General features: G+C 42.1%; 20 protein-coding genes and 2 pseudogenes. 6 read left to right on the top strand and 16 right to left on the bottom strand.

Translation table 11 applies throughout. The features are described 5' to 3' along the window. Window positions 1-106: 106 nt before the first annotated feature. Together lysS and F967_RS14365 are read right to left on the bottom strand one after the other, a co-directional pair. Window positions 107-1,633: a lysine--tRNA ligase gene (lysS, locus tag F967_RS05475; protein ID WP_004681145.1), complete on the bottom strand. Its 1,527-nt coding sequence runs from the start codon at window positions 1,631-1,633 to the stop codon at window positions 107-109. A 157-nt stretch (window positions 1,634-1,790) separates the two neighbouring features. Beyond that, window positions 1,791-1,868 (bottom strand): annotated as a pseudogene (locus F967_RS14365) (SRPBCC domain-containing protein); the annotation flags it as partial. Window positions 1,869-2,122: 254 nt separating this feature from the next. On the opposite strand from F967_RS14365, the gene rubA reads away from it, so the two are divergent. The 4 genes from rubA (at window position 2,123) to oxyR (ending at window position 5,500) form a co-directional block, all read left to right on the top strand. Next, the gene (rubA, locus tag F967_RS05470) at window positions 2,123-2,287 is read left to right on the top strand and encodes a rubredoxin RubA (protein ID WP_004678010.1); all 165 of its coding nucleotides are present in this window, start codon (window positions 2,123-2,125) and stop codon (window positions 2,285-2,287) included. An 82-nt stretch (window positions 2,288-2,369) separates the two neighbouring features. Further along, entirely contained in the window at window positions 2,370-3,551 is a 1,182-nt protein-coding gene (gene rubB, locus F967_RS05465) for a rubredoxin reductase RubB (RefSeq protein ID WP_004798695.1), read from the top strand. Window positions 3,552-3,640: 89 nt separating this feature from the next. Beyond that, window positions 3,641-4,588 (top strand): esterase EstB, encoded by a 948-nt coding sequence (gene estB / locus F967_RS05460; RefSeq protein WP_004798693.1) that lies wholly within the window; start codon window positions 3,641-3,643, stop codon window positions 4,586-4,588. A 6-nt stretch (window positions 4,589-4,594) separates the two neighbouring features. Further along, on the top strand, window positions 4,595-5,500 hold the full coding sequence (gene oxyR, locus F967_RS05455; protein WP_004798691.1) for a LysR family transcriptional regulator OxyR: 906 nt from the start codon (window positions 4,595-4,597) through the stop codon (window positions 5,498-5,500). A gap of 29 nt (window positions 5,501-5,529) precedes the next feature. On the opposite strand, the gene dusB is transcribed toward oxyR, so the two are convergent. Continuing rightward, window positions 5,530-6,555: a tRNA dihydrouridine synthase DusB gene (gene dusB / locus F967_RS05450; RefSeq protein ID WP_004678017.1), complete on the bottom strand. Its 1,026-nt coding sequence runs from the start codon at window positions 6,553-6,555 to the stop codon at window positions 5,530-5,532. An 82-nt stretch (window positions 6,556-6,637) separates the two neighbouring features. Here dusB and F967_RS05445 point away from each other — a divergent pair, with 82 nt between their 5' ends. Continuing rightward, window positions 6,638-7,846, top strand: coding sequence for a DUF1615 domain-containing protein (locus F967_RS05445; protein ID WP_004798688.1), 1,209 nt, complete (start codon window positions 6,638-6,640; stop codon window positions 7,844-7,846). Beyond that, window positions 7,813-8,487: an HAD-IB family hydrolase gene (locus F967_RS05440; RefSeq protein ID WP_004798687.1), complete on the top strand. Its 675-nt coding sequence runs from the start codon at window positions 7,813-7,815 to the stop codon at window positions 8,485-8,487. The genes F967_RS05445 and F967_RS05440 overlap by 34 nt, the downstream gene beginning before the upstream one ends. A gap of 1,442 nt (window positions 8,488-9,929) precedes the next feature. Here the strand turns inward: F967_RS05440 and ssb are convergent. From ssb to F967_RS13630, 13 genes and pseudogenes are all read right to left on the bottom strand, one after another. Further along, window positions 9,930-10,256, bottom strand: coding sequence for a single-stranded DNA-binding protein (gene ssb / locus F967_RS05435; protein ID WP_004798683.1), 327 nt, complete (start codon window positions 10,254-10,256; stop codon window positions 9,930-9,932). Window positions 10,257-10,501: 245 nt separating this feature from the next. Then, a complete protein-coding gene (locus F967_RS13325) occupies window positions 10,502-12,895 on the bottom strand; it encodes a DUF3987 domain-containing protein (protein ID WP_004798681.1) in 2,394 nt (797 codons plus the stop codon). Next, entirely contained in the window at window positions 12,892-13,197 is a 306-nt protein-coding gene (locus tag F967_RS05425) for a hypothetical protein (RefSeq protein ID WP_004798680.1), read from the bottom strand. The genes F967_RS13325 and F967_RS05425 overlap by 4 nt, the downstream gene beginning before the upstream one ends. A 2-nt stretch (window positions 13,198-13,199) precedes the next feature. Then, window positions 13,200-13,496 (bottom strand): hypothetical protein, encoded by a 297-nt coding sequence (locus F967_RS05420; protein ID WP_004798678.1) that lies wholly within the window; start codon window positions 13,494-13,496, stop codon window positions 13,200-13,202. Next, the gene (locus F967_RS05415) at window positions 13,489-13,824 is read right to left on the bottom strand and encodes a hypothetical protein (RefSeq protein ID WP_004798675.1); all 336 of its coding nucleotides are present in this window, start codon (window positions 13,822-13,824) and stop codon (window positions 13,489-13,491) included. Before F967_RS05415 ends, F967_RS05420 begins: the two co-directional genes overlap by 8 nt. Before the next feature lie 2 nt (window positions 13,825-13,826). After that, window positions 13,827-14,024 (bottom strand): hypothetical protein, encoded by a 198-nt coding sequence (locus F967_RS05410; RefSeq protein WP_004798673.1) that lies wholly within the window; start codon window positions 14,022-14,024, stop codon window positions 13,827-13,829. Next, complete coding sequence (locus F967_RS05405) at window positions 14,021-14,260, bottom strand: hypothetical protein (RefSeq protein ID WP_004798670.1); 240 nt, start codon at window positions 14,258-14,260, stop codon at window positions 14,021-14,023. Before F967_RS05405 ends, F967_RS05410 begins: the two co-directional genes overlap by 4 nt. Then, a complete protein-coding gene (locus F967_RS05400; RefSeq protein WP_004798669.1) occupies window positions 14,257-14,478 on the bottom strand; it encodes a helix-turn-helix domain-containing protein in 222 nt (73 codons plus the stop codon). The genes F967_RS05405 and F967_RS05400 overlap by 4 nt, the downstream gene beginning before the upstream one ends. 3 nt (window positions 14,479-14,481) lie before the next feature. After that, window positions 14,482-14,775: a helix-turn-helix transcriptional regulator gene (locus F967_RS05395; RefSeq protein ID WP_004798667.1), complete on the bottom strand. Its 294-nt coding sequence runs from the start codon at window positions 14,773-14,775 to the stop codon at window positions 14,482-14,484. Window positions 14,776-14,886: 111 nt separating this feature from the next. Beyond that, complete coding sequence (locus tag F967_RS05390; protein ID WP_004798665.1) at window positions 14,887-15,738, bottom strand: hypothetical protein; 852 nt, start codon at window positions 15,736-15,738, stop codon at window positions 14,887-14,889. 142 nt (window positions 15,739-15,880) lie between these two features. After that, window positions 15,881-16,636: a site-specific integrase gene (locus tag F967_RS05385; protein WP_416201997.1), complete on the bottom strand. Its 756-nt coding sequence runs from the start codon at window positions 16,634-16,636 to the stop codon at window positions 15,881-15,883. 189 nt (window positions 16,637-16,825) lie between these two features. Further along, a pseudogene (locus F967_RS14715) lies at window positions 16,826-16,930 on the bottom strand (integrase arm-type DNA-binding domain-containing protein); the annotation flags it as partial. A gap of 35 nt (window positions 16,931-16,965) precedes the next feature. Then, window positions 16,966-17,229 (bottom strand): zinc ribbon domain-containing protein (locus tag F967_RS13630; protein ID WP_004798661.1); only part of this gene is annotated, 264 nt, incomplete at its 5' end.

Below are 17,229 nucleotides of genomic sequence, written 5' to 3'. Positions count from 1 at the left end.
ATCTGCACTTTTCAATCATTAAACGAAACAATTACATTTTTTAACATCCAAACAAAAAGGCCACTTTTAAAAGCGGCCTTTTCAAGTATTTATAGGATTAAAAAAATTAATCTTTACGACGCATATGTGGGAATAAAATCACGTCACGGATACTCGGCGCATCAGCAAACAGCATAACCAAACGGTCAATACCAATTCCCTCACCTGCGGTAGGAGGCAGACCATATTCAAGTGCTTCCACAAAATCGGCATCATAATGCATGGCTTCATCATCACCCGCGTCTTTTTCAGCCACCTGTGCCTGAAAACGTTCAGCCTGATCAATCGGGTCATTTAGCTCTGAGAAACCATTTGCCAACTCACGACCACCAATAAAGAACTCAAAACGGTCAGTAATGTGTGGATTATCATCATTACGGCGTGCAAGTGGTGATGTTTCCGCTGGATATTCAGTAATGAACGTTGGCTGACGTAGTTTGGTTTCCACTGTTTCTTCAAACACAATAGTCTGCAATTTACCTAAACCAAATCCTGGTTTCACTTGTTCCTTAAGCACTTCCTGCGTGAACTTTGCCAGGAACTCACGATCATTGACATTTTCAGGGGTAAAATCAGGATTATGCTCAAGAATCGCATCAAACATTGAGATTTTCCTGAATGGACCTTTAAAGCTAAATACTTCGCCTTGATATGGCACATCAGTCGTACCCAGAATATCAAGGGCCAGCTTTTCAAGCATATTTTCAGTCAATGCCATCAGGTCTTTATAGTCAGCATAAGCCTGATAGAACTCAATCATGGTGAATTCAGGGTTGTGGCGTGTTGAAACTCCCTCATTACGGAAGTTACGGTTAATTTCAAACACACGCTCGAAACCACCCACCACCAAACGCTTTAAGTAAAGCTCTGGTGCAATACGCAGGAATAACGGCATATCCAAAGCATTATGATGCGTTTCAAATGGACGAGCTGATGCACCGCCTGGAATCACATGCATCATTGGGGTTTCAACTTCCATGAAACGTTCATTACTTAAGAACGCACGAATCCCCGCCACAACCTTGGCACGGATTTCAAATGTCTTACGGGTTTCTTCGTTGACGATCAGGTCTAAATAACGTTTACGATATTTCGCTTCGGTATCGGTTAAACCGTGAAATTTATCTGGTAGTGGACGAAGTGACTTGGTCAACAATTCAAACTGTTCAAGGTGTACATATAAATCACCTTTACCAGAACGGCCTATATAGCCTTCAGCCGCGATAATATCACCGAGGTCCAGACTTTTGATTGTTTCCAAAGTTTCAGCTGCTAAACCTTTACGGTCAACATAAAGCTGGATACGACCCGTCATGTCCTGAATCACAATGAATGATCCACGGTTCAGCATGACACGACCCGCAACCTTTACATAGACTTTTTCAGCACTTTCAATCTGTGCCTTGTCCTGTTCCTTAAACTGTTCTTGCAGGTCAGCAGTATAATGCTCACGCTTAAATGTATTCGGCCAAGGACTTTTGCCTGTTTCCTTTGCCGTATCCTGAATTTGTTTTAATTTGGCATGACGCTGTGCGATTAAATCGTTTTCAGAAAGTGTTTGTTCAGAAGTCGATTGAGCGTTTTGCTGCGTCATCTCTGCCTCGGGCTAAGTAAAAATGAAGTAGCATAGAATAGCAGATCATGAAACGTTTTCGTATTATTTCAACTGAACAATTCAAAAAAATGAATATTTATCAATTTTAAATAGAATCGCCGTTTGATTAAGCCCTATCTATTACGCAACTTTTTAGTTATTTTTCCGCCAGATGTTTAGCCATTGCAAGTCCTTGATCAAAGCGTTTATTCATAAACTCGATATATTCGGGCTTTTTTATTACACAAGCCATTATATTTTTCCGAAAATTAGAGTAATTGCTCAAAAAACAAGACTTTCAGATAAATTTGCCATTCCACTTTTTGTATAAATCATTAAACTCTTGCATTTACTTTACTTAAATGTTGTTCTGCGTAAAAATCTAACTCCCGATCAACACAAGTTAGTTCATTGCAGCGATCGTAGCGACATTATGGAATAGTTTTACTGAAAGGCAACTTGAGCATACCTATCAGTTTGGAGAGTCACATGAAAAAATATCAATGTATCGTCTGTGGATGGATTTACGACGAAGCTGAAGGCTGGCCACAAGACGGCATTGCGGCAGGTACCAAATGGGAAGATATCCCAGATGACTGGACTTGCCCAGATTGCGGCGTTTCAAAAGCTGATTTTGAAATGGTTGAAATCTAAATAAATTAAAAAAGACCATGACATGAGCATGGTCTTTTTTTTCCTGTAATGTGTTTTAAGTGAAAAAATATTGGAGAATATAATGCATCCTATTATCATCATTGGATCAGGTATGGCGGGTTACACCGTTGCACGTGAGTTTCGTAAACTCAGTCCTGAACAGGAACTGGTTATGGTCTGTGCGGATGATGCGGTGAATTATGCAAAACCAACATTATCAAATGCCTTTGCGGGCAATAAGGCACCTGAACAAATTGCTCTAGGTGATGCTGCTAAAATGGCAGCCCAACTCAATATGCGTATTGAAGCGGCAACTTTGGTAAAAGAAATTCATCCTGAAAGCCATGAAATCACATTGGAAAAAAATGGTGAAACCATTACTCAACCCTATTCAAAACTCGTTTTGGCTGTGGGTGCCAATCCAATCCGTTTAGCCATTGCAGGTGATGGTAGTGATGATATTCATGTCGTGAACTCGCTGACTGATTACCGTATCTTCCGTGAGAACCTCTCAAAACGTAAAGACAAGCGTGTGGTTATTTTGGGTGCGGGCTTGATTGGCTGTGAATTTGCCAATGACTTACTTCACAGTAACTACGATGTCACCGTGATTGACCTTGCCCCACAACCACTGGGCCGTTTATTACCAAACCATGTTGCGGAAGCCTTTAAAACCAATTTAGAGCAGGCGGGCATTAAATTCGCCCTTTCAACCACTGTTGAAAAAGTGACCAAGATCAATGATGGCGAAGACTATGCGGTCACATTGGCCAATGGTCAGACCTTAGTCGCTGACATCGTTCTTTCAGCAATTGGTTTACAGCCAAATATTGCGCTGGCAAAAGATGCAAATATCCAGACCAGTCGTGGCATCATTACCAATACCCTATTGGAAACCAGCCAACCTGACATCTATGCAGTGGGTGACTGTGCTGAGGTGAATGGAACATTGCTGCCATTCGTCATGCCAATCATGCAACAGGCCCGTGCCTTGGCAAAAACACTGAGTGGTCAAAATACCAATGTCCATTACCCTGCAATGCCAGTTGCGGTAAAAACACCTGCCGCACCGCTGACTGTTTTACCTGCACCACTGGATGTTGATGTGAACTGGGAAACTGAAGAGTTTGATGACGGTATGCTTGCCAAAGCAATAGACAGTCAAGGCACCTTAAGAGGTTTTGTGCTGTTGGGGGCAACCGCAAGTAAACAGCGTTTAGCCTTAAGCAAACTCGTTCCAGACTTGATTCCTGCACAGGTTTAGGGTTTAAATACCAGAGTTTGTTGTGAAATGAATATCCCCCAAACTCTGACCCTGTATTTATAAAAAAAATTCAACACGGAACGAATGCCATGAACAGTGCTTTACAATTTAATATGTCGCCTTATGCACCTTTTATGCAGGAAACCAAAGTCACTTTGGGCAATGGCATTGAATTGCATGTAGAGATGGGCGGCAATCCTGAGCACCCAACCATTCTACTGATCATGGGTTTAGGTGCACAAATGCTGTTCTGGCCTGACTTCTTTTGCAAATCGCTGATTGATCAGGGATTCCGTGTCATCCGTTTTGACAACCGTGATATTGGCCTATCTTCCAAGGTCCGCAACAAGGAACGCCAACGTCTCAACACCATGAAGCTGATGAGCCGCTTTATGGTCGGTCTAGGCAATGAGGGAGCACCCTATACCTTGTATGACATGGCAGATGATGTTGCCATGCTGATTGACCAGTTGGGTATAGAGAAAACCTATATTCTTGGTGCATCCATGGGTGGCATGATTTCACAGATTGTTGCGGCAAAATATCCAGAAAAAGTTGAAAAAGTGGGCTTACTGTTTACCAGTAACAACCAGCCTTTTCTGCCACCGCCGTTTCCAAAACAACTTTTCAGTTTATTAGGCAAACCTGAAGCACATGACGAAGATGCGATTGTGAATCATAGTTTAAAAGTATTTCATATTATTGGATCGCCAGGTTATGTGAACCAGGTTGAGGCAATTCAAACCATTCGCAAGCTATATCGTCGTAGTTTTTACCCAGCGGGTGTACTTCAACAGTTTTTAGCAATATTATGTACGGGTTCCCTGTTGCCATTAAACAGGAACATTACCCAACCGACCTTGGTGGTTCATGGTTCAAGAGACCGTTTGCTGCCCCCAAGTCACGGAAAAGCTGTAGCAAAAGCGATTTCTGGTGCTAAGTTTGAATTAATTCAAGGAATGGGGCATGATATTCCAGCACATTTCATTCCACAACTTAGCGGTTTGTTTGCTCATCATTTTAGATCATCACACTAGGACACTATGGCTGCATTACCCTCATTAAGACAGCTATCATATTTAGTTACGTTGTCAGAAACTTTACATTTTACCGAAGCAGCACGCCGTTCATTTGTCACCCAGTCAACGCTGTCGGGCGGCATTATGGAACTGGAGCGCTTATTAGGTGGCGTCTTAGTTGAGCGTGATCGTCAAAACGTCCGTTTAACCCCTTTAGGTGAACAGGTTGTTGCACGGGCTCGCGTGTTATTGGCCGATGCACAGGACCTAATGCGTTTAAGCCGTGAAATGAGCGAACCTTTAACAGGCGACCTTCATCTTGGCATCATCCCAACCATTGCACCCTTTATCCTGACCCAGCTTTTGGATGAAGTGCACCAGCAGTTGCCAAAAATTCAACTCCATCTGCATGAGGCTCAAAGCGAGAAGATTGTAGAGAAACTGGAACATGGCAATCTGGACATGATTGTACTTGCGCTGCCTTTTGATACGCGTAGCTTAAAGGTTGTCGAAATTGCCAAAGAGCATTTATTCCTTGTCTACAACAAGAAAGATAAAAATGCGGCCAATGCAAATTCTCTGGATGATCTGGATTTGTCCCGCCTTATGCTACTGGAAGAAGGCCATTGTTTGCGTGACCATGCCCTCAGTGCCTGTCCTGTGGGTGAACGCAAGAATGACCAGCGTTTAAAGGCAAGTTCTCTACCCACCTTGGTGGAAATGGTCTCTTCAGACCTAGGCTTTACTTTATTGCCTGAAATTGCATTAAAGAACAGCATGATTCATTTCAATGAAGCTATTGAAGTGAAATCAATTGAAGATGCTCCAAGCCGCATCCTTGCCTTGGTGACGCGTAAGAGCACACCACTGCAAAGTGAGTTTGATGTGATTCTGCAAATCCTACAGAAAATCACTGCACATTTGCAATAATCAATACTTTGGGCGAATTCACTTCGCCCCTACTTGATCTCTAATAAATTTACCTGCTCAACCTGAACATCACTCATACGCTGCCCCTGATCAAGTAACTGATCAAAATAGGCTTCCACCACTTTCGCCTGATCAGCGGTATTCTCAACCTTATACATATTCTGGCGAAATTCATTACTTGAACGTAAGCCCTTGGTGTACCAGGCGATATGCTTACGCGCGATACGGCAACCAGAATACTCACCATAGAACTGATAAAGTTCAGCCAAATGACCAAGCAGGACCGCTTTTACTTCGGCAATATCAGGTGCAGCCAAATGTTCGCCTGTTTTTAAATAATGCGCGATTTCCCGAAAAATCCACGGTCTTCCCTGTGCGGCCCGCCCAATCATAATCGCATCCGCACCTGTATAGTCCAGCACATATTTGGCTTTTTCAGGACTGTCAATATCACCATTGGCAATTAAGGGAATATTGATCATTTGCTTAACTTGCTTAATCAACTCATAACGGGCTGTATTTAAATACATATCCTCACGGGTACGACCGTGCAGGGCCAAGGCCGCAATGCCTGCCTGTTCAGCCCGTTTTGCCACACGCAGGATATTTTCCTGACCATTCAGAAAGCCCAGACGAGTTTTTAAGGTGACAGGAACATCTACTGCGGCCACCACGGTATCTAAAATACGGGCGACCAGATCTTCATCCTGAAGCAAGGCTGAACCAGCGAGCTTGTTACAGACCTTTTTGGCTGGGCAGCCCATATTGATATCAACAATTTGTGCACCATTGGCAACCTGATAACGTGCTGCCTCGGCTAATTCAAACGGGTCAGAACCTGCGATTTGTGCGGAGATGGGTGCAAGCTCACCATCAAAATTGGCCCGATATAAACTCTTTTTGCTCATGCGTAGGGTTTTATCCGCCGTCATCATTTCACTGACCGCATGCCCTGCCCCAAAGTACTTGCATAATGAACGGAATGGTCTGTCAGTGACACCCGCCATCGGAGCAACGATCAAATTATTTGACAGTTGGTATGAACCAATATACATATATTTTCTTACAAATTCTGATCAACATAGTATACTTCATTCGCCCATTTGACTCATCTTTTTATGCGGTGTTGTCCTGATTATGAATAAATCGTTCCCAGCTCGTCCTTTATTTAAAACCTTTAGCATCATTGCAGCCTGCATCAGTCTCAGTGCCTGCGGTGACAACGCATGGTGGTCAAATGGTAAAGAACCTGAAATGGAAGCAGAGCAGATTAAGAAAGTCATTCCAGCACGTGTGAATGACCGACAATCCTGGGCACAAGATATTTTCGACATTATGCAGGAACTCAGCATTCCGAAAACCAAGCAGAATGTGTGCAGTGTGGTTGCTGTGGTTGATCAGGAATCGAACTTTGTTGCCGACCCTGCCGTCCATGGACTGGGTGAAAAAGCGGTACAGGAAATTAACAGCCGTTTAAAGGAAAAGTTTGAGGCCAAACTGGGTGAAACCATTGGTGGAACAGTAGCTGAGTATTTTGAAGATGTGTTGAAAAACCAGCCCTCTCCAGAAAACAATTACATGAGCCAAATGCGTAAGGTCAAAACCGAACGCGAGCTGGATTTACTCTATCGTCAAATTTTTGACTATATGTCCAAACATTACCATGTTAGTGCCTTAACTGGTGCGGCAAAACTGGTAGGTCAGGATATTGGCGAAAAGATGAACCCGATTACCACACTGGGTTCCATGCAGGTTCATATCAACTATGCCAAAGAACATAAACGCCAAAGCGGCAGCATCGCTGAACTACGCAATGATCTTTATACCCAATATGGTGGTCTATATTATGGTATTCACCGTTTAATGGAATACCCTGCCGATTATGACAAGGCCATCTACCGTTTCGCAGACTATAACTCAGGCATGTATTCCAGTCGAAATGCGGCTTTTCAGAGTATGCTGAATGCAATGACCAAAACTGAAATCAGTCTGGATGGCGACCTACTGCTCTACACCAAGAATGGTGATATTAGGGCAACCCAGAGCCAGACAGAGAAAGAGCTGATTGCAATTTTTGCACAAAATAACATTCTGGTGACTCCACGCCAGATTCGTAGTGACTTAAAAAAAGAAAAAGAGAAAAAATTTGAAGATACTCAAACTTATTTAGCTGTACAAAAGCTATATCAAAATAAAACCCAAAAAGAACCAATTTATGCAACCATGCCACAAGTCGTTATTTCAGGACCAAAACTGAGTCGTGATTACAATACAAACTGGTTCGCAAGCCGTGTAAATGGACGATATGAGACATGCATGCAAAGAGCCAAACGCATAAAACTATAAATCTGGCCTTATTTGATTTTGATGGGACACTTTATCCCAAGGACAGTTTTACTGGATTTATTTTTTATACGCTTTCAAAACGACATATCGTAAAAAAAGGCTTGAAAATCCTACCGTGGATTCATGCCTATTATTTAAAGCTGTACCCTGCCCATGCGATGCGACCACGCTTGTTTCAGAGCATGTTTAAGGGCATTGCAGCAGATTTTGTACAAAATTTGGCACAGGAATATGCCCTACAGCTTACTCAGAATTTAGATCAGAACCTATTGCAACAACTTCGCCTGCATCAGCAACAGGGTGATCACATTGTGCTGGTTTCGGCTTCGATTGATCTTTATCTTGTGCCAATCTGTGAGTTTCTAAATATCGAATTAATCTGTACAGCAACAGAAATTAAGAACGGCCTGCTGACAGGTCATTACAGTTCCGAAGACTGTAGCTGTGAACAGAAAAAATTACGGATTTTGCAACAATACAATTTAGAGGACTATCAATATATCTATGTTTATGGAAATAGCGAAGAAGATCTGGATATGTTGTCATTGGCTGACCACCCGTACATGATGGGAGAAAATAAATCACTTCCAGAATTAAAATTTGATGCACTAAGAATTAGTCCCAATATAGAACGAACATAAAAAAACTCGCCTAAGCGAGCTGTTTTTCTATTTGTATTTAGTAAATCGCCATATGGTAGCGACATATAAAACTAGTAACTTATTGTTTTAATTATAATATTTTTTAAGTATAAAATATTTAACCACTCGTTTAACCTCCAGTCGTGTTCTGTACTCCCTATTTTTGAGCAATAAATTATTTTTTTCGCTCCACTTTTGGCTTCAATAAATTTATTGAGCGCAAAAACTAAATATTTGATCTGTCCCCCATATTGGTGGCTCAGGTGGGGTTAGATTTAAGTTACTCACTTGGTCATATTTGAAATCCATCCAAGTTTGGATATATCTCCCAGTGGGGTGGAGTGTTCCAGATCTGCTACTCATGTATAGGGTCGCATTTGGAATGCCGCCCTTATTTGCACTATCCCTCGCGCGCGCGTAGTTGTTGCGAAACACAACGCAATTTTGCGCTGGCCTACTTCAGAAAACTTCAGTTTTGCGGACTGCTTTAAAAAAGAAAACCTGACAAAACCTGACATTCACCTTATGCCCATCCGATTTAAATAGACAATAAACATTTGCAGCCTTTCCTGCTCTCTTTTTTCCAGCTCTCGTACAAGTGCGGAAAATTTCCTGTAGTGCATGTTTTTAGGCTTTTGATATATCGGCCAATCTCTAACGTCTTGTGACCATTGCAAGCGACTCCTTAGCCGTCTGACGCGTAGTAGGGGAATATCCGACTTATTCCATTGTTGTGATATGTAGTTGAGTTGCTGGCATTGTCTGCACGCGTATCTCCTGCATTTAAAATATAGTTTGGTACAGCGTTTACCGCATGAGCATAAAAACCAAAATCTTGCGCCGCCGTAGTTGCAAGGTGAATGAGTTAAGCCCAGGTTATAACTGCCGTAATCGTTGCTTGCGGTGATGCTGATATTTTTATACTTTTTCAGGTGGTCAGCACTGAATAAACTGTTTAGATTAAGCTGTTTAATGCTTATAAAGCTGTAATTTTCCACGCTACCTTTTGACATAAAGCGCACTAATTCCCCTAATTATTTAGGCTCTAAAATAATGATATTCATTGTATCTGCTTTAACAAAAAGTTAACTTTTTAACTCAAACAGAATTTTTTTTATACGTGAGTAGGTCGGTGGTGTCCGATCTATGTCATCCCTCAACTTGATGGCTCCCCCCCAGTGGTTAGCACTCAATCAACACTTGCACTCCTATAAAAAGAGAATGTTTGTTGCACGTAATCGGACCGTGCCGATCTAAAGCAGCATTTGCGAAATAACCCTATGAAAGAAGTGTTTTTATCTAATCAGGCTGCATGAATCTAAAGCTGTTTATTCTATTGTCACGATTTCCATGATAGTTGAATCTGCATGGTTATCTTGACCATTCAGCCAATAAAAAAGCTCCCCACATTTGAGGAGCTATCTGTACCAAGTTATCTAGCATCACAGCAATTGCAGAATATCCGCCCGAATCTCGGTTACTTCACGATCTGCACCGCTTTTGTCCTTGTACTTCCTAGTACGCAATGAGCCCTCGATATAGGCCTTACTTCCTTTCTTGAGGTACTTACTCGCAATCTCAGCCAATCGGTTGCTGGTGGTGATTCTGTGCCATTCTGTGGCCTCTTTGCGCTCGCCTGTAGTCTTGTCTTTCCAGAACTCGGTAGTTGCGACACTAAATGTCGTAATGCTGCCGCCATTGGGAAATTGTTTAGTTTCAGGGTCACGACCTAGCACACCCATCACGATTGCTTTGTTCACGTTTGGCATTGTTCAATTCTCTAATATCTATTGTTGCTATTTCTTACTCTGGGAATCGGGCTATTTTGGCTAAAGTCGCTGTAATCCTTGCCACGTATAGCGTTCACCTTAGCCTATGGCTTGGCTAAAGTTGGCTAAAAAGGCTAAGATTTAATATCTATTAGCATCATTTTAGCCCTTTTAGCCTTTCTTAGCCTTTGGGTTGGCTAGCCTGAAAGTATTACAGTATAAGGGTTTCAAGCATTTTAGCCCTTTTAGCCCACTTTTGAGAAAAGAGGATTTAAAACCACATATTCCTTTTTCCCGATTTGCTCGATATGGATATGCTCAGCATCAATTAAGTGGTTGAGTGCAGCATCACGGTTATTTTTACTGCGTAGGTGCTTTGGATAAACAGTAGTTGAAATAGCTGATTTCAATATCTTTGATGAATTTTGCTTTTTCAACCACTCCAGCATCAGTTCGCTGTCTGACTTTTCCATTTTGCCGTAGTATCGCAACCACTCATCTAAAGAGTATTTGCAAAGGTCTATAGCGTTTTGCATGATGCGAGCGTCAATATAATCAACCTCTGAGCAATACGCTAAAATTGCAGCAACTCGCAAAACATACTGATTAGTGCGTAAAGCATAGGCTCTAATAAACTCATACTTTCCACCCTTGCCAGCTTCCTGACCGATATGGTTCTGATACTGAATATGCAACCTCTCAGCATCTTGGCATTTTGTAATTACCACTCTGCCATCGTCACCAACAAAAAGTTTATTGCCGAAATACGGAGTGGTTAGCATCTTTTCACAGAACCGCCAGTACGCTTTTAAATCCTCATCATCGTATGGCTTGATGCTCTGCTGCTCTAATGTCACTTCACGATGCTGGAGTGGCGTAGGTGCTGAAAACAAAACTCTAGCTAAAAAACCTTGCTCACGTAGTAGAGAGTTGGTTAGGGCGGGTCTTGCAACAACATCCTGTACAGCAATATCTAGGGAAAAATATTTATTCTCAAAAAAATGGCTATCTTCCTCATTTCTTAAAAGTGCATTTCCCTTGCCAGTATCAACCAAGTCATTTAAAACGCTAATTGATTCGCCCACAGTGTCGCTTTTTAATGAGTAACCGCTAAAGAGATAGCCACCCTCGCCAGTTGCCCATATATAACTATTGCCAGCTCCGCCTGCCATCATTCTAATAATGGCTTGTGTCGTGGTTTTTTTGAATCTCGACATGGGGTTCACTGGAGCGTCCCCACGTTCATCCGACTTCTTTTTACTCCAGCTTTTGTAATCTGCATAAAACCGATTCATATTTTCAGATTCGATTTCTCCACTGATTTTTGAAGCATCATTCTTACAAACGTCTTTACCCTCTCCCGATGGAAAAATAGTAAGCATGAATAGGCTGCATGGCTGCCCTTTTTCTGACTTGTCGCTGGGTGCTTTGATGTGTCTTTGTGCTATATATGCTTGCTCACCTAAATATGTTTGTGCCGCTACTGCTAACGGCACATTGTGAAAATAAGCGGATTTCTTAATAGCTTTTGCAATAACATCAGGGAAAGCATGAATAGGATATTCACCCTCAACATATTGGTTAGCAATGTGTAAAAGTTGCGGTTCTCCCCACTGGTGAGCAGTATCCTTGCTGTCGAACTCACTAACCAAGCCCATTGCAGATAGTGCATGAGTGACTGCCTGCAATGCCTCTGCTGCTGATTTTCCACCATGTTCTAATAGTGTGAATCCATCGCCTGCAATCGGTTCGCCTGTGCCCTGTGAACATATAAAAGAGCCATCGCCGTTCTCGTTGTCGAATCTAAACCGATCCGATCCGCCACACATAGGACATGCAACATGCTCATGCGGTGCGGTTGTCGATAATGTATAGCCAAGCTGATTGAATATTTCAGGCCAACGACCACGCGCTAATAATTTCGCCTGCTTAAAATCTAAGGTAGAATGTGTTTGTTGTGTTTGTTGTGTTTGTCTTGCTTGTGGTTTTTCTGCCTGTGCCTTTGGTTTTGCCGCCTCGGGCATGGGTAGGGACTGCACCCATCTAATTAACTCATCAGCATCTCGCCATTCATCAGAATGTACCACTCGCGCCATAAATGCCTCCCCCTTACGATGATAGAAGCCAGTTAGCCGCATAACTCGCGGTAAATCGTGAATAGCTTTATCTGCACCATCATCAGCAAAGTGATGAATCAATCGCTTTTGTAGTTCAGTAAATTGATTAAGTGGAATCTCGCCATTTTCGGCAACAATCCAATAAGCATGATGCTTGCCTGCGGAACTCTCAACAATCAAGTTGGGTGGAATGCCATCCATATTCATCAGCCGATCTAATCGGGCATGGTCTACTGTGTCAAAATCCACCCATAAGGCACGAACACGCGTTACATTGTCGCTCGTACGCCCTTGTAGGTCGGTTTGATTGACTGTAACGAATACGCCTGCACCTTGACCATTCAAACGCGCTAAAGTGTCAAAATGAGCCTCTAACGAGCCGTGATAGATATGAACAAGGTTTTTGTTTTTGTCTGCATCAGCAAAGGTTTGAAATGTGAACTCACCGCCAGCATCCAGCATATCGAGCATTCGGATTGCTTCGCGCTGATCTGGCGCGGTTGTTTGAATTTTTGCATTCATTCCGCACCCCCTTTGGTGTTCCGCCACTCTTTTTCATATTGTTCTGACATTTTCGCATGACAGCTATGACGTTCTTCTGCCAAGTAGCTGTACATCTCTAAAAAAGTTTGCAATTCATCGAAATGGCATGAATGCACGCCTTGCTGCTGTAAGTCTTTTCTTAATTTGATGAAGTCACAGCGGATTCGATTAATAGCTATTTGCATCCAGTTCATATCGTATTCAGCTAATGAAGCTAGATCGTGCATATCGCCAGCATCGTATTTTTTTGGTGTATTTGTAGAATTGATTTGATTAGACATAATTAAACCTCCTCACGTTGTGCCATAAGGACGGCTTTTTCTATATCAAGTAGGTGTAGAGATTGGCTTGCACTGTGCAAAGTATCTCGCACGGTCTCCAGTTGTAGCAATGTGTCCATAGCAAGGCTTTCATCGAGTAAAACGCCGTTTAGAATCGCTACAGCACGTTTTAATAGCTTGGCTGTGACTTCTTTACAGTCTTGTGGTGTGGCATCGGTTGGGGCATCAAAAAATGCAGTTGTAGAGTTGCTGCGGTATGTGGTGACAGTCGCATAGATTGGATTGATTATTTTAGGCATGATGATTGCCTCCTGATATTTTTGAGTTTTGAGAGATTTCACCATGTTTAAAACTGGTGAGGGGATTCACTCTCGGTATATCAGTACCGCCCAACATATTCGCCATTGCTGACTTATTTTGTTGTGTCATCCCCTCATAGAGGGAGTACAGCCTTGTGTGCGTAGCTGAAACGCTTGCGCTTGTTTTCTGCACAGCTTGAGAGGCTTTGCAAAACTTAGGCACAATAAAACCACAATGACGTTGTGGGGTGACGCTGATATTTTTTGAGAGGTCTACAGCATAACCATACTGGGGGGCGTTAGCAATATCGAATAATTTGTTTTTCATGTTTAAAGCTCCTCTTGTATGATTTCTAGGACCTCAATCATTTGCGCTTTGATTTCTGCCATTGAGAAGATGCGCCCCTCCTCAATATCAATAATTAAACCGACTGCAACATCATAGATATTGGCTAACCGCATTTCGTCATCGGTCATGGGTTGGCTGTCCGCTTGAGTTTCAGATTTAAAATCTATAATTTCGCTCATGACTTCACCTCTGCCAACTTGTCAAACAAGGTCTTTAAGCTGCCATAGTGAAATACAACAACATCCACAGCATCTGGATTTTTCATCAGTTTTTCATGAGTTGCTAAAATCTCCAGCTCTGCACCATCCACCGCATCAAGTTCCACAAATACCATTGCTTCATCATTCACAAATATGTGTGCCTCGGTTTCTGCTTCTCGCATTGGTCGGTATGAAGCAAATACAAAATCTTTCATGATTTCACCTCGCTAATAAGTTCATACCGTGCATGAGTTCCTTTGCCTGAACTATTGCGCTCGTAATGGGTCACAATGTTGTAGCCAGCTTTGCGTAAACGCTCGATATTCGCACTTAGGCGGTAATAGTCATAAGACTTGGCCGCCTCTGCCTGTGTGATGGTGTTGCCGCTTTTGAGGTGGTTTAGGATGGTTTGATCTTGAGTAATTTTGTTCATGATTCACGCCTCCATCGTTGCAATGGTGGCTTGTTCTTCAATCCACGCCTCGACCTCTGACATGCGCCATACAGTGACGTTGCCACTCATGCGGATGGGTTGCGGAAATTTACCTTGCTTGACCCAAGTCCATATTGTTTTTTCACTAACTGGGAGTAATCCGACACGCTCAGGCTTGGCATTAACTTTGCGTTTCATGCCTGCGTTTTCGCCTGTCTTGATGGTGTAGATTTTTTCGGGGGTAGATGGTGCGCTCGCTAATTGTTTAATACGAGCATATTGTTCTGTGTATAGCATATTGCACCCTTGCAATTCATAAAGCGTTATTGCTTGGGTGCTAGTATGTTTTTGATTTTTATTGTTTTGTTCTAATTGGAATAACTTTCATTCCAATTGGAATAGGAGTTATTAATTGGAATCTCTAGCCTTAGTGAGCCAGTCTGTAACTGGTGTTTTTGATGGTATTTTTAAACCTTTTGAATCAGCATGAGCCTCCATCATGTTGAAAGCGGTATAAGGCTCATCAGGTAAGTCTGCCATATCAGCCAAAATAGCAATTATTTTTAATACAGTGCCTCGCGTTCTCGTATTTGGTATTTCTTGATCGGGCGTTAACTCATCGGTATTAATATTTTTTATGGTGTTGGTTTTTCTTAGCGCACTTGCTAATAAACTCTCTAACTCACTAATCCTTTTTTTTAGAATCTCTACCTCATTATCTTCTGAGGTGTTCATGCTTTTTAGCTTGAGCAGCTCTTTTTTATGAAAAAATACTTTGTCGAAATGAATACAAGCATGACCAACTTCCGAAAATGCAAATGCCCAAAAATTACCTTCATTTTTTTTTGCATCTTCACTTAATTGATTGTATTTAACATTCATCGACCTATCATGGAGAAAGTCATCATATAAAACTACTGTGGTTTTATCGTCAGGTATGACAGTTGCCCCCACTGGCTCATAAATATGTGCAAATTTAATAAAAAATAAATGAAGATCGTCTTTATAAGAATTGTGCAAGTATTCGCCTAAATTACGATGTGACAAATAACCTGTAAAGTTATGCTCGATATAACCTTTCATATAATTGTATTGCTCGCGCTCCTCTCTCCAAAGTAGATCGCCAGCATAATAAAAACACGGCTGAATTTTTCCGCGAGCAGCAAATAAAAATAAATCCTCTACACTTATTCTTTCTTTCTTACCAATATCTTTGTTTAAAAATGCTAGAGATTCATCTAGCGTGAAATACTCTTTCAATTCATGCCTCCCACAGCATCCCCCAAAAAGTAGCTAGGTAAACAAGTTGGGTACTTGCTTGTCGGATGCCTCCTATACCTAGCTAAATCAATATATCAAATAATCAAGTAATTGCTAGTTATTGAACGTCTTAACTTGTCGCTTACACTGTCTTTTTAAATAGAATAATGTCGGGGTCATCCTCTTTGTGTAGGTGGTCGGCTAGTTCTTCAATGTCGGGGTTGTAATAGGTATTAATTAAAATACTTATGGTTTTATGACCTGTAATTTTTGCCAGTATCTCTACTGGGAGTTTTTGCATTTTAACCATCCGTGAAATGGCTTCATGTCGGGTGTCATGGAAAGTTAAGTCATTAATTTTTAATTTACCTTTCACCACCTGGGTAAAGTATGCCGATAATCCACCTCTGCCCACTTCACCATCAGCCACCTTGCTTTTAACTGTACAAACATCAGTATCATCTATCCCTCGCATATAACTCAGAAGCTCAATAGCTCGCTTAGATAAAGGAACTTTTCTAGCTGTACCGTTCTTTGTGAGTTCAAGTTCGACATGCTTGTCGTAAACGTCCGCCCACTTTAAGCCTGTTATCTCGCCTGCCCTCATTGCTGTCTCTATAGCAAATAAAAACGCCCAAGCCGTTTGTTGTTTCTTGGTGACTGGTTGAGAGCGTCCATCGTATTTGAACGCCTGTAGAATGCTATTAATCTCATCCTGTGAAATGCGCCTATTTCTACTTGGTGACTGTTTCGGCTTTGCTACATCATCCAATGGGGAGCTGGTCATAATCCGAAGCTCTTGGCGTGCATATTTAAATACCGCACTTAACAAGCCTAAATCTCTGGCTACTGTCGCACTCTTTACCTTTTTTAAGCGCTCATCTCTAAACTGAATCATGTCTAGCTGCCCCAGTTGGTTTACTGGTTTTTTCATCAATCGGGGAAATGATTTGATAAAGCTACTCAAAATTATAGTTTCCACACGCCCACCCCTTTTGTGTGGTGTGACTTTTTCCATATAAATCCGTATCAAGTCGGCAAAGCTCATTTCTGATAAATCTTTGAGCTTTTCCAGTCGTTTTTGCTCAGTTGGGTTAACGCCCTCTGATACTTGTTTTTTTATCTCGTCACGTCTTAAACGTGCATCTTTGGCATTCATCACCTTTGGATATTCGCCAAGTGTGATGGTGTTTTTTTTACCGCCTAGCGTTTGACATCCTCCCCGACCTAAAGGACGGGGATTCCTACTACTAGACGCTCATGTCCGAGCGCAAGAATATTCAGTGCGGAATTTACATCCCGATCATGGAGCGTACCGCACTCCATACACTGCCATTCTCTTATTCCTAAGCCTGCTCTACCTTTCGGACTACTACAGCGTGAGCCACAGCACGAACAAGTTTGGGTGGTATAGGCCTCATTGACTTCTTCATACCATGCCCCTGCGTTCTCGCATTTATACTTGAGCATGGTTCTTAGTGTTGTCCAACT

The sequence above is a fragment of the Acinetobacter sp. CIP 102637 genome, assembly GCF_000368425.1.
GTDB classification, from domain to species: Bacteria; Pseudomonadota; Gammaproteobacteria; order Pseudomonadales; family Moraxellaceae; genus Acinetobacter; species Acinetobacter parvus.
Note: the sequence above shows the minus strand (reverse complement) of the source record. Positions and strands in the feature narration are given on the sequence as shown.

Excerpts from the sequence above, each read along its gene's own strand:
- F967_RS05385 (WP_416201997.1), bottom strand. The coding sequence starts at position 16,636 with ATGATTCAGTTTAGAGATGAGCGCTTAAAAAAGGTAAAGAGTGCGACA.
- F967_RS05445 (WP_004798688.1), top strand. The coding sequence starts at position 6,638 with ATGAATAAATCGTTCCCAGCTCGTCCTTTATTTAAAACCTTTAGCATC.
- F967_RS05425 (WP_004798680.1), bottom strand. The coding sequence starts at position 13,197 with ATGTCTAATCAAATCAATTCTACAAATACACCAAAAAAATACGATGCT.
- rubA (WP_004678010.1), top strand. The coding sequence starts at position 2,123 with ATGAAAAAATATCAATGTATCGTCTGTGGATGGATTTACGACGAAGCT.
- F967_RS13325 (WP_004798681.1), bottom strand. The coding sequence starts at position 12,895 with ATGAATGCAAAAATTCAAACAACCGCGCCAGATCAGCGCGAAGCAATC.
- rubB (WP_004798695.1), top strand. The coding sequence starts at position 2,370 with ATGCATCCTATTATCATCATTGGATCAGGTATGGCGGGTTACACCGTT.
- F967_RS05405 (WP_004798670.1), bottom strand. The coding sequence starts at position 14,260 with ATGAAAGATTTTGTATTTGCTTCATACCGACCAATGCGAGAAGCAGAA.
- dusB (WP_004678017.1), bottom strand. The coding sequence starts at position 6,555 with ATGTATATTGGTTCATACCAACTGTCAAATAATTTGATCGTTGCTCCG.
- F967_RS05440 (WP_004798687.1), top strand. The coding sequence starts at position 7,813 with ATGCATGCAAAGAGCCAAACGCATAAAACTATAAATCTGGCCTTATTT.
- F967_RS05410 (WP_004798673.1), bottom strand. The coding sequence starts at position 14,024 with ATGAGCGAAATTATAGATTTTAAATCTGAAACTCAAGCGGACAGCCAA.
- F967_RS05395 (WP_004798667.1), bottom strand. The coding sequence starts at position 14,775 with ATGCTATACACAGAACAATATGCTCGTATTAAACAATTAGCGAGCGCA.
- ssb (WP_004798683.1), bottom strand. The coding sequence starts at position 10,256 with ATGCCAAACGTGAACAAAGCAATCGTGATGGGTGTGCTAGGTCGTGAC.
- F967_RS05400 (WP_004798669.1), bottom strand. The coding sequence starts at position 14,478 with ATGAACAAAATTACTCAAGATCAAACCATCCTAAACCACCTCAAAAGC.
- lysS (WP_004681145.1), bottom strand. The coding sequence starts at position 1,633 with ATGACGCAGCAAAACGCTCAATCGACTTCTGAACAAACACTTTCTGAA.
- estB (WP_004798693.1), top strand. The coding sequence starts at position 3,641 with ATGAACAGTGCTTTACAATTTAATATGTCGCCTTATGCACCTTTTATG.
- F967_RS05420 (WP_004798678.1), bottom strand. The coding sequence starts at position 13,496 with ATGCCTAAAATAATCAATCCAATCTATGCGACTGTCACCACATACCGC.
- F967_RS05415 (WP_004798675.1), bottom strand. The coding sequence starts at position 13,824 with ATGAAAAACAAATTATTCGATATTGCTAACGCCCCCCAGTATGGTTAT.
- oxyR (WP_004798691.1), top strand. The coding sequence starts at position 4,595 with ATGGCTGCATTACCCTCATTAAGACAGCTATCATATTTAGTTACGTTG.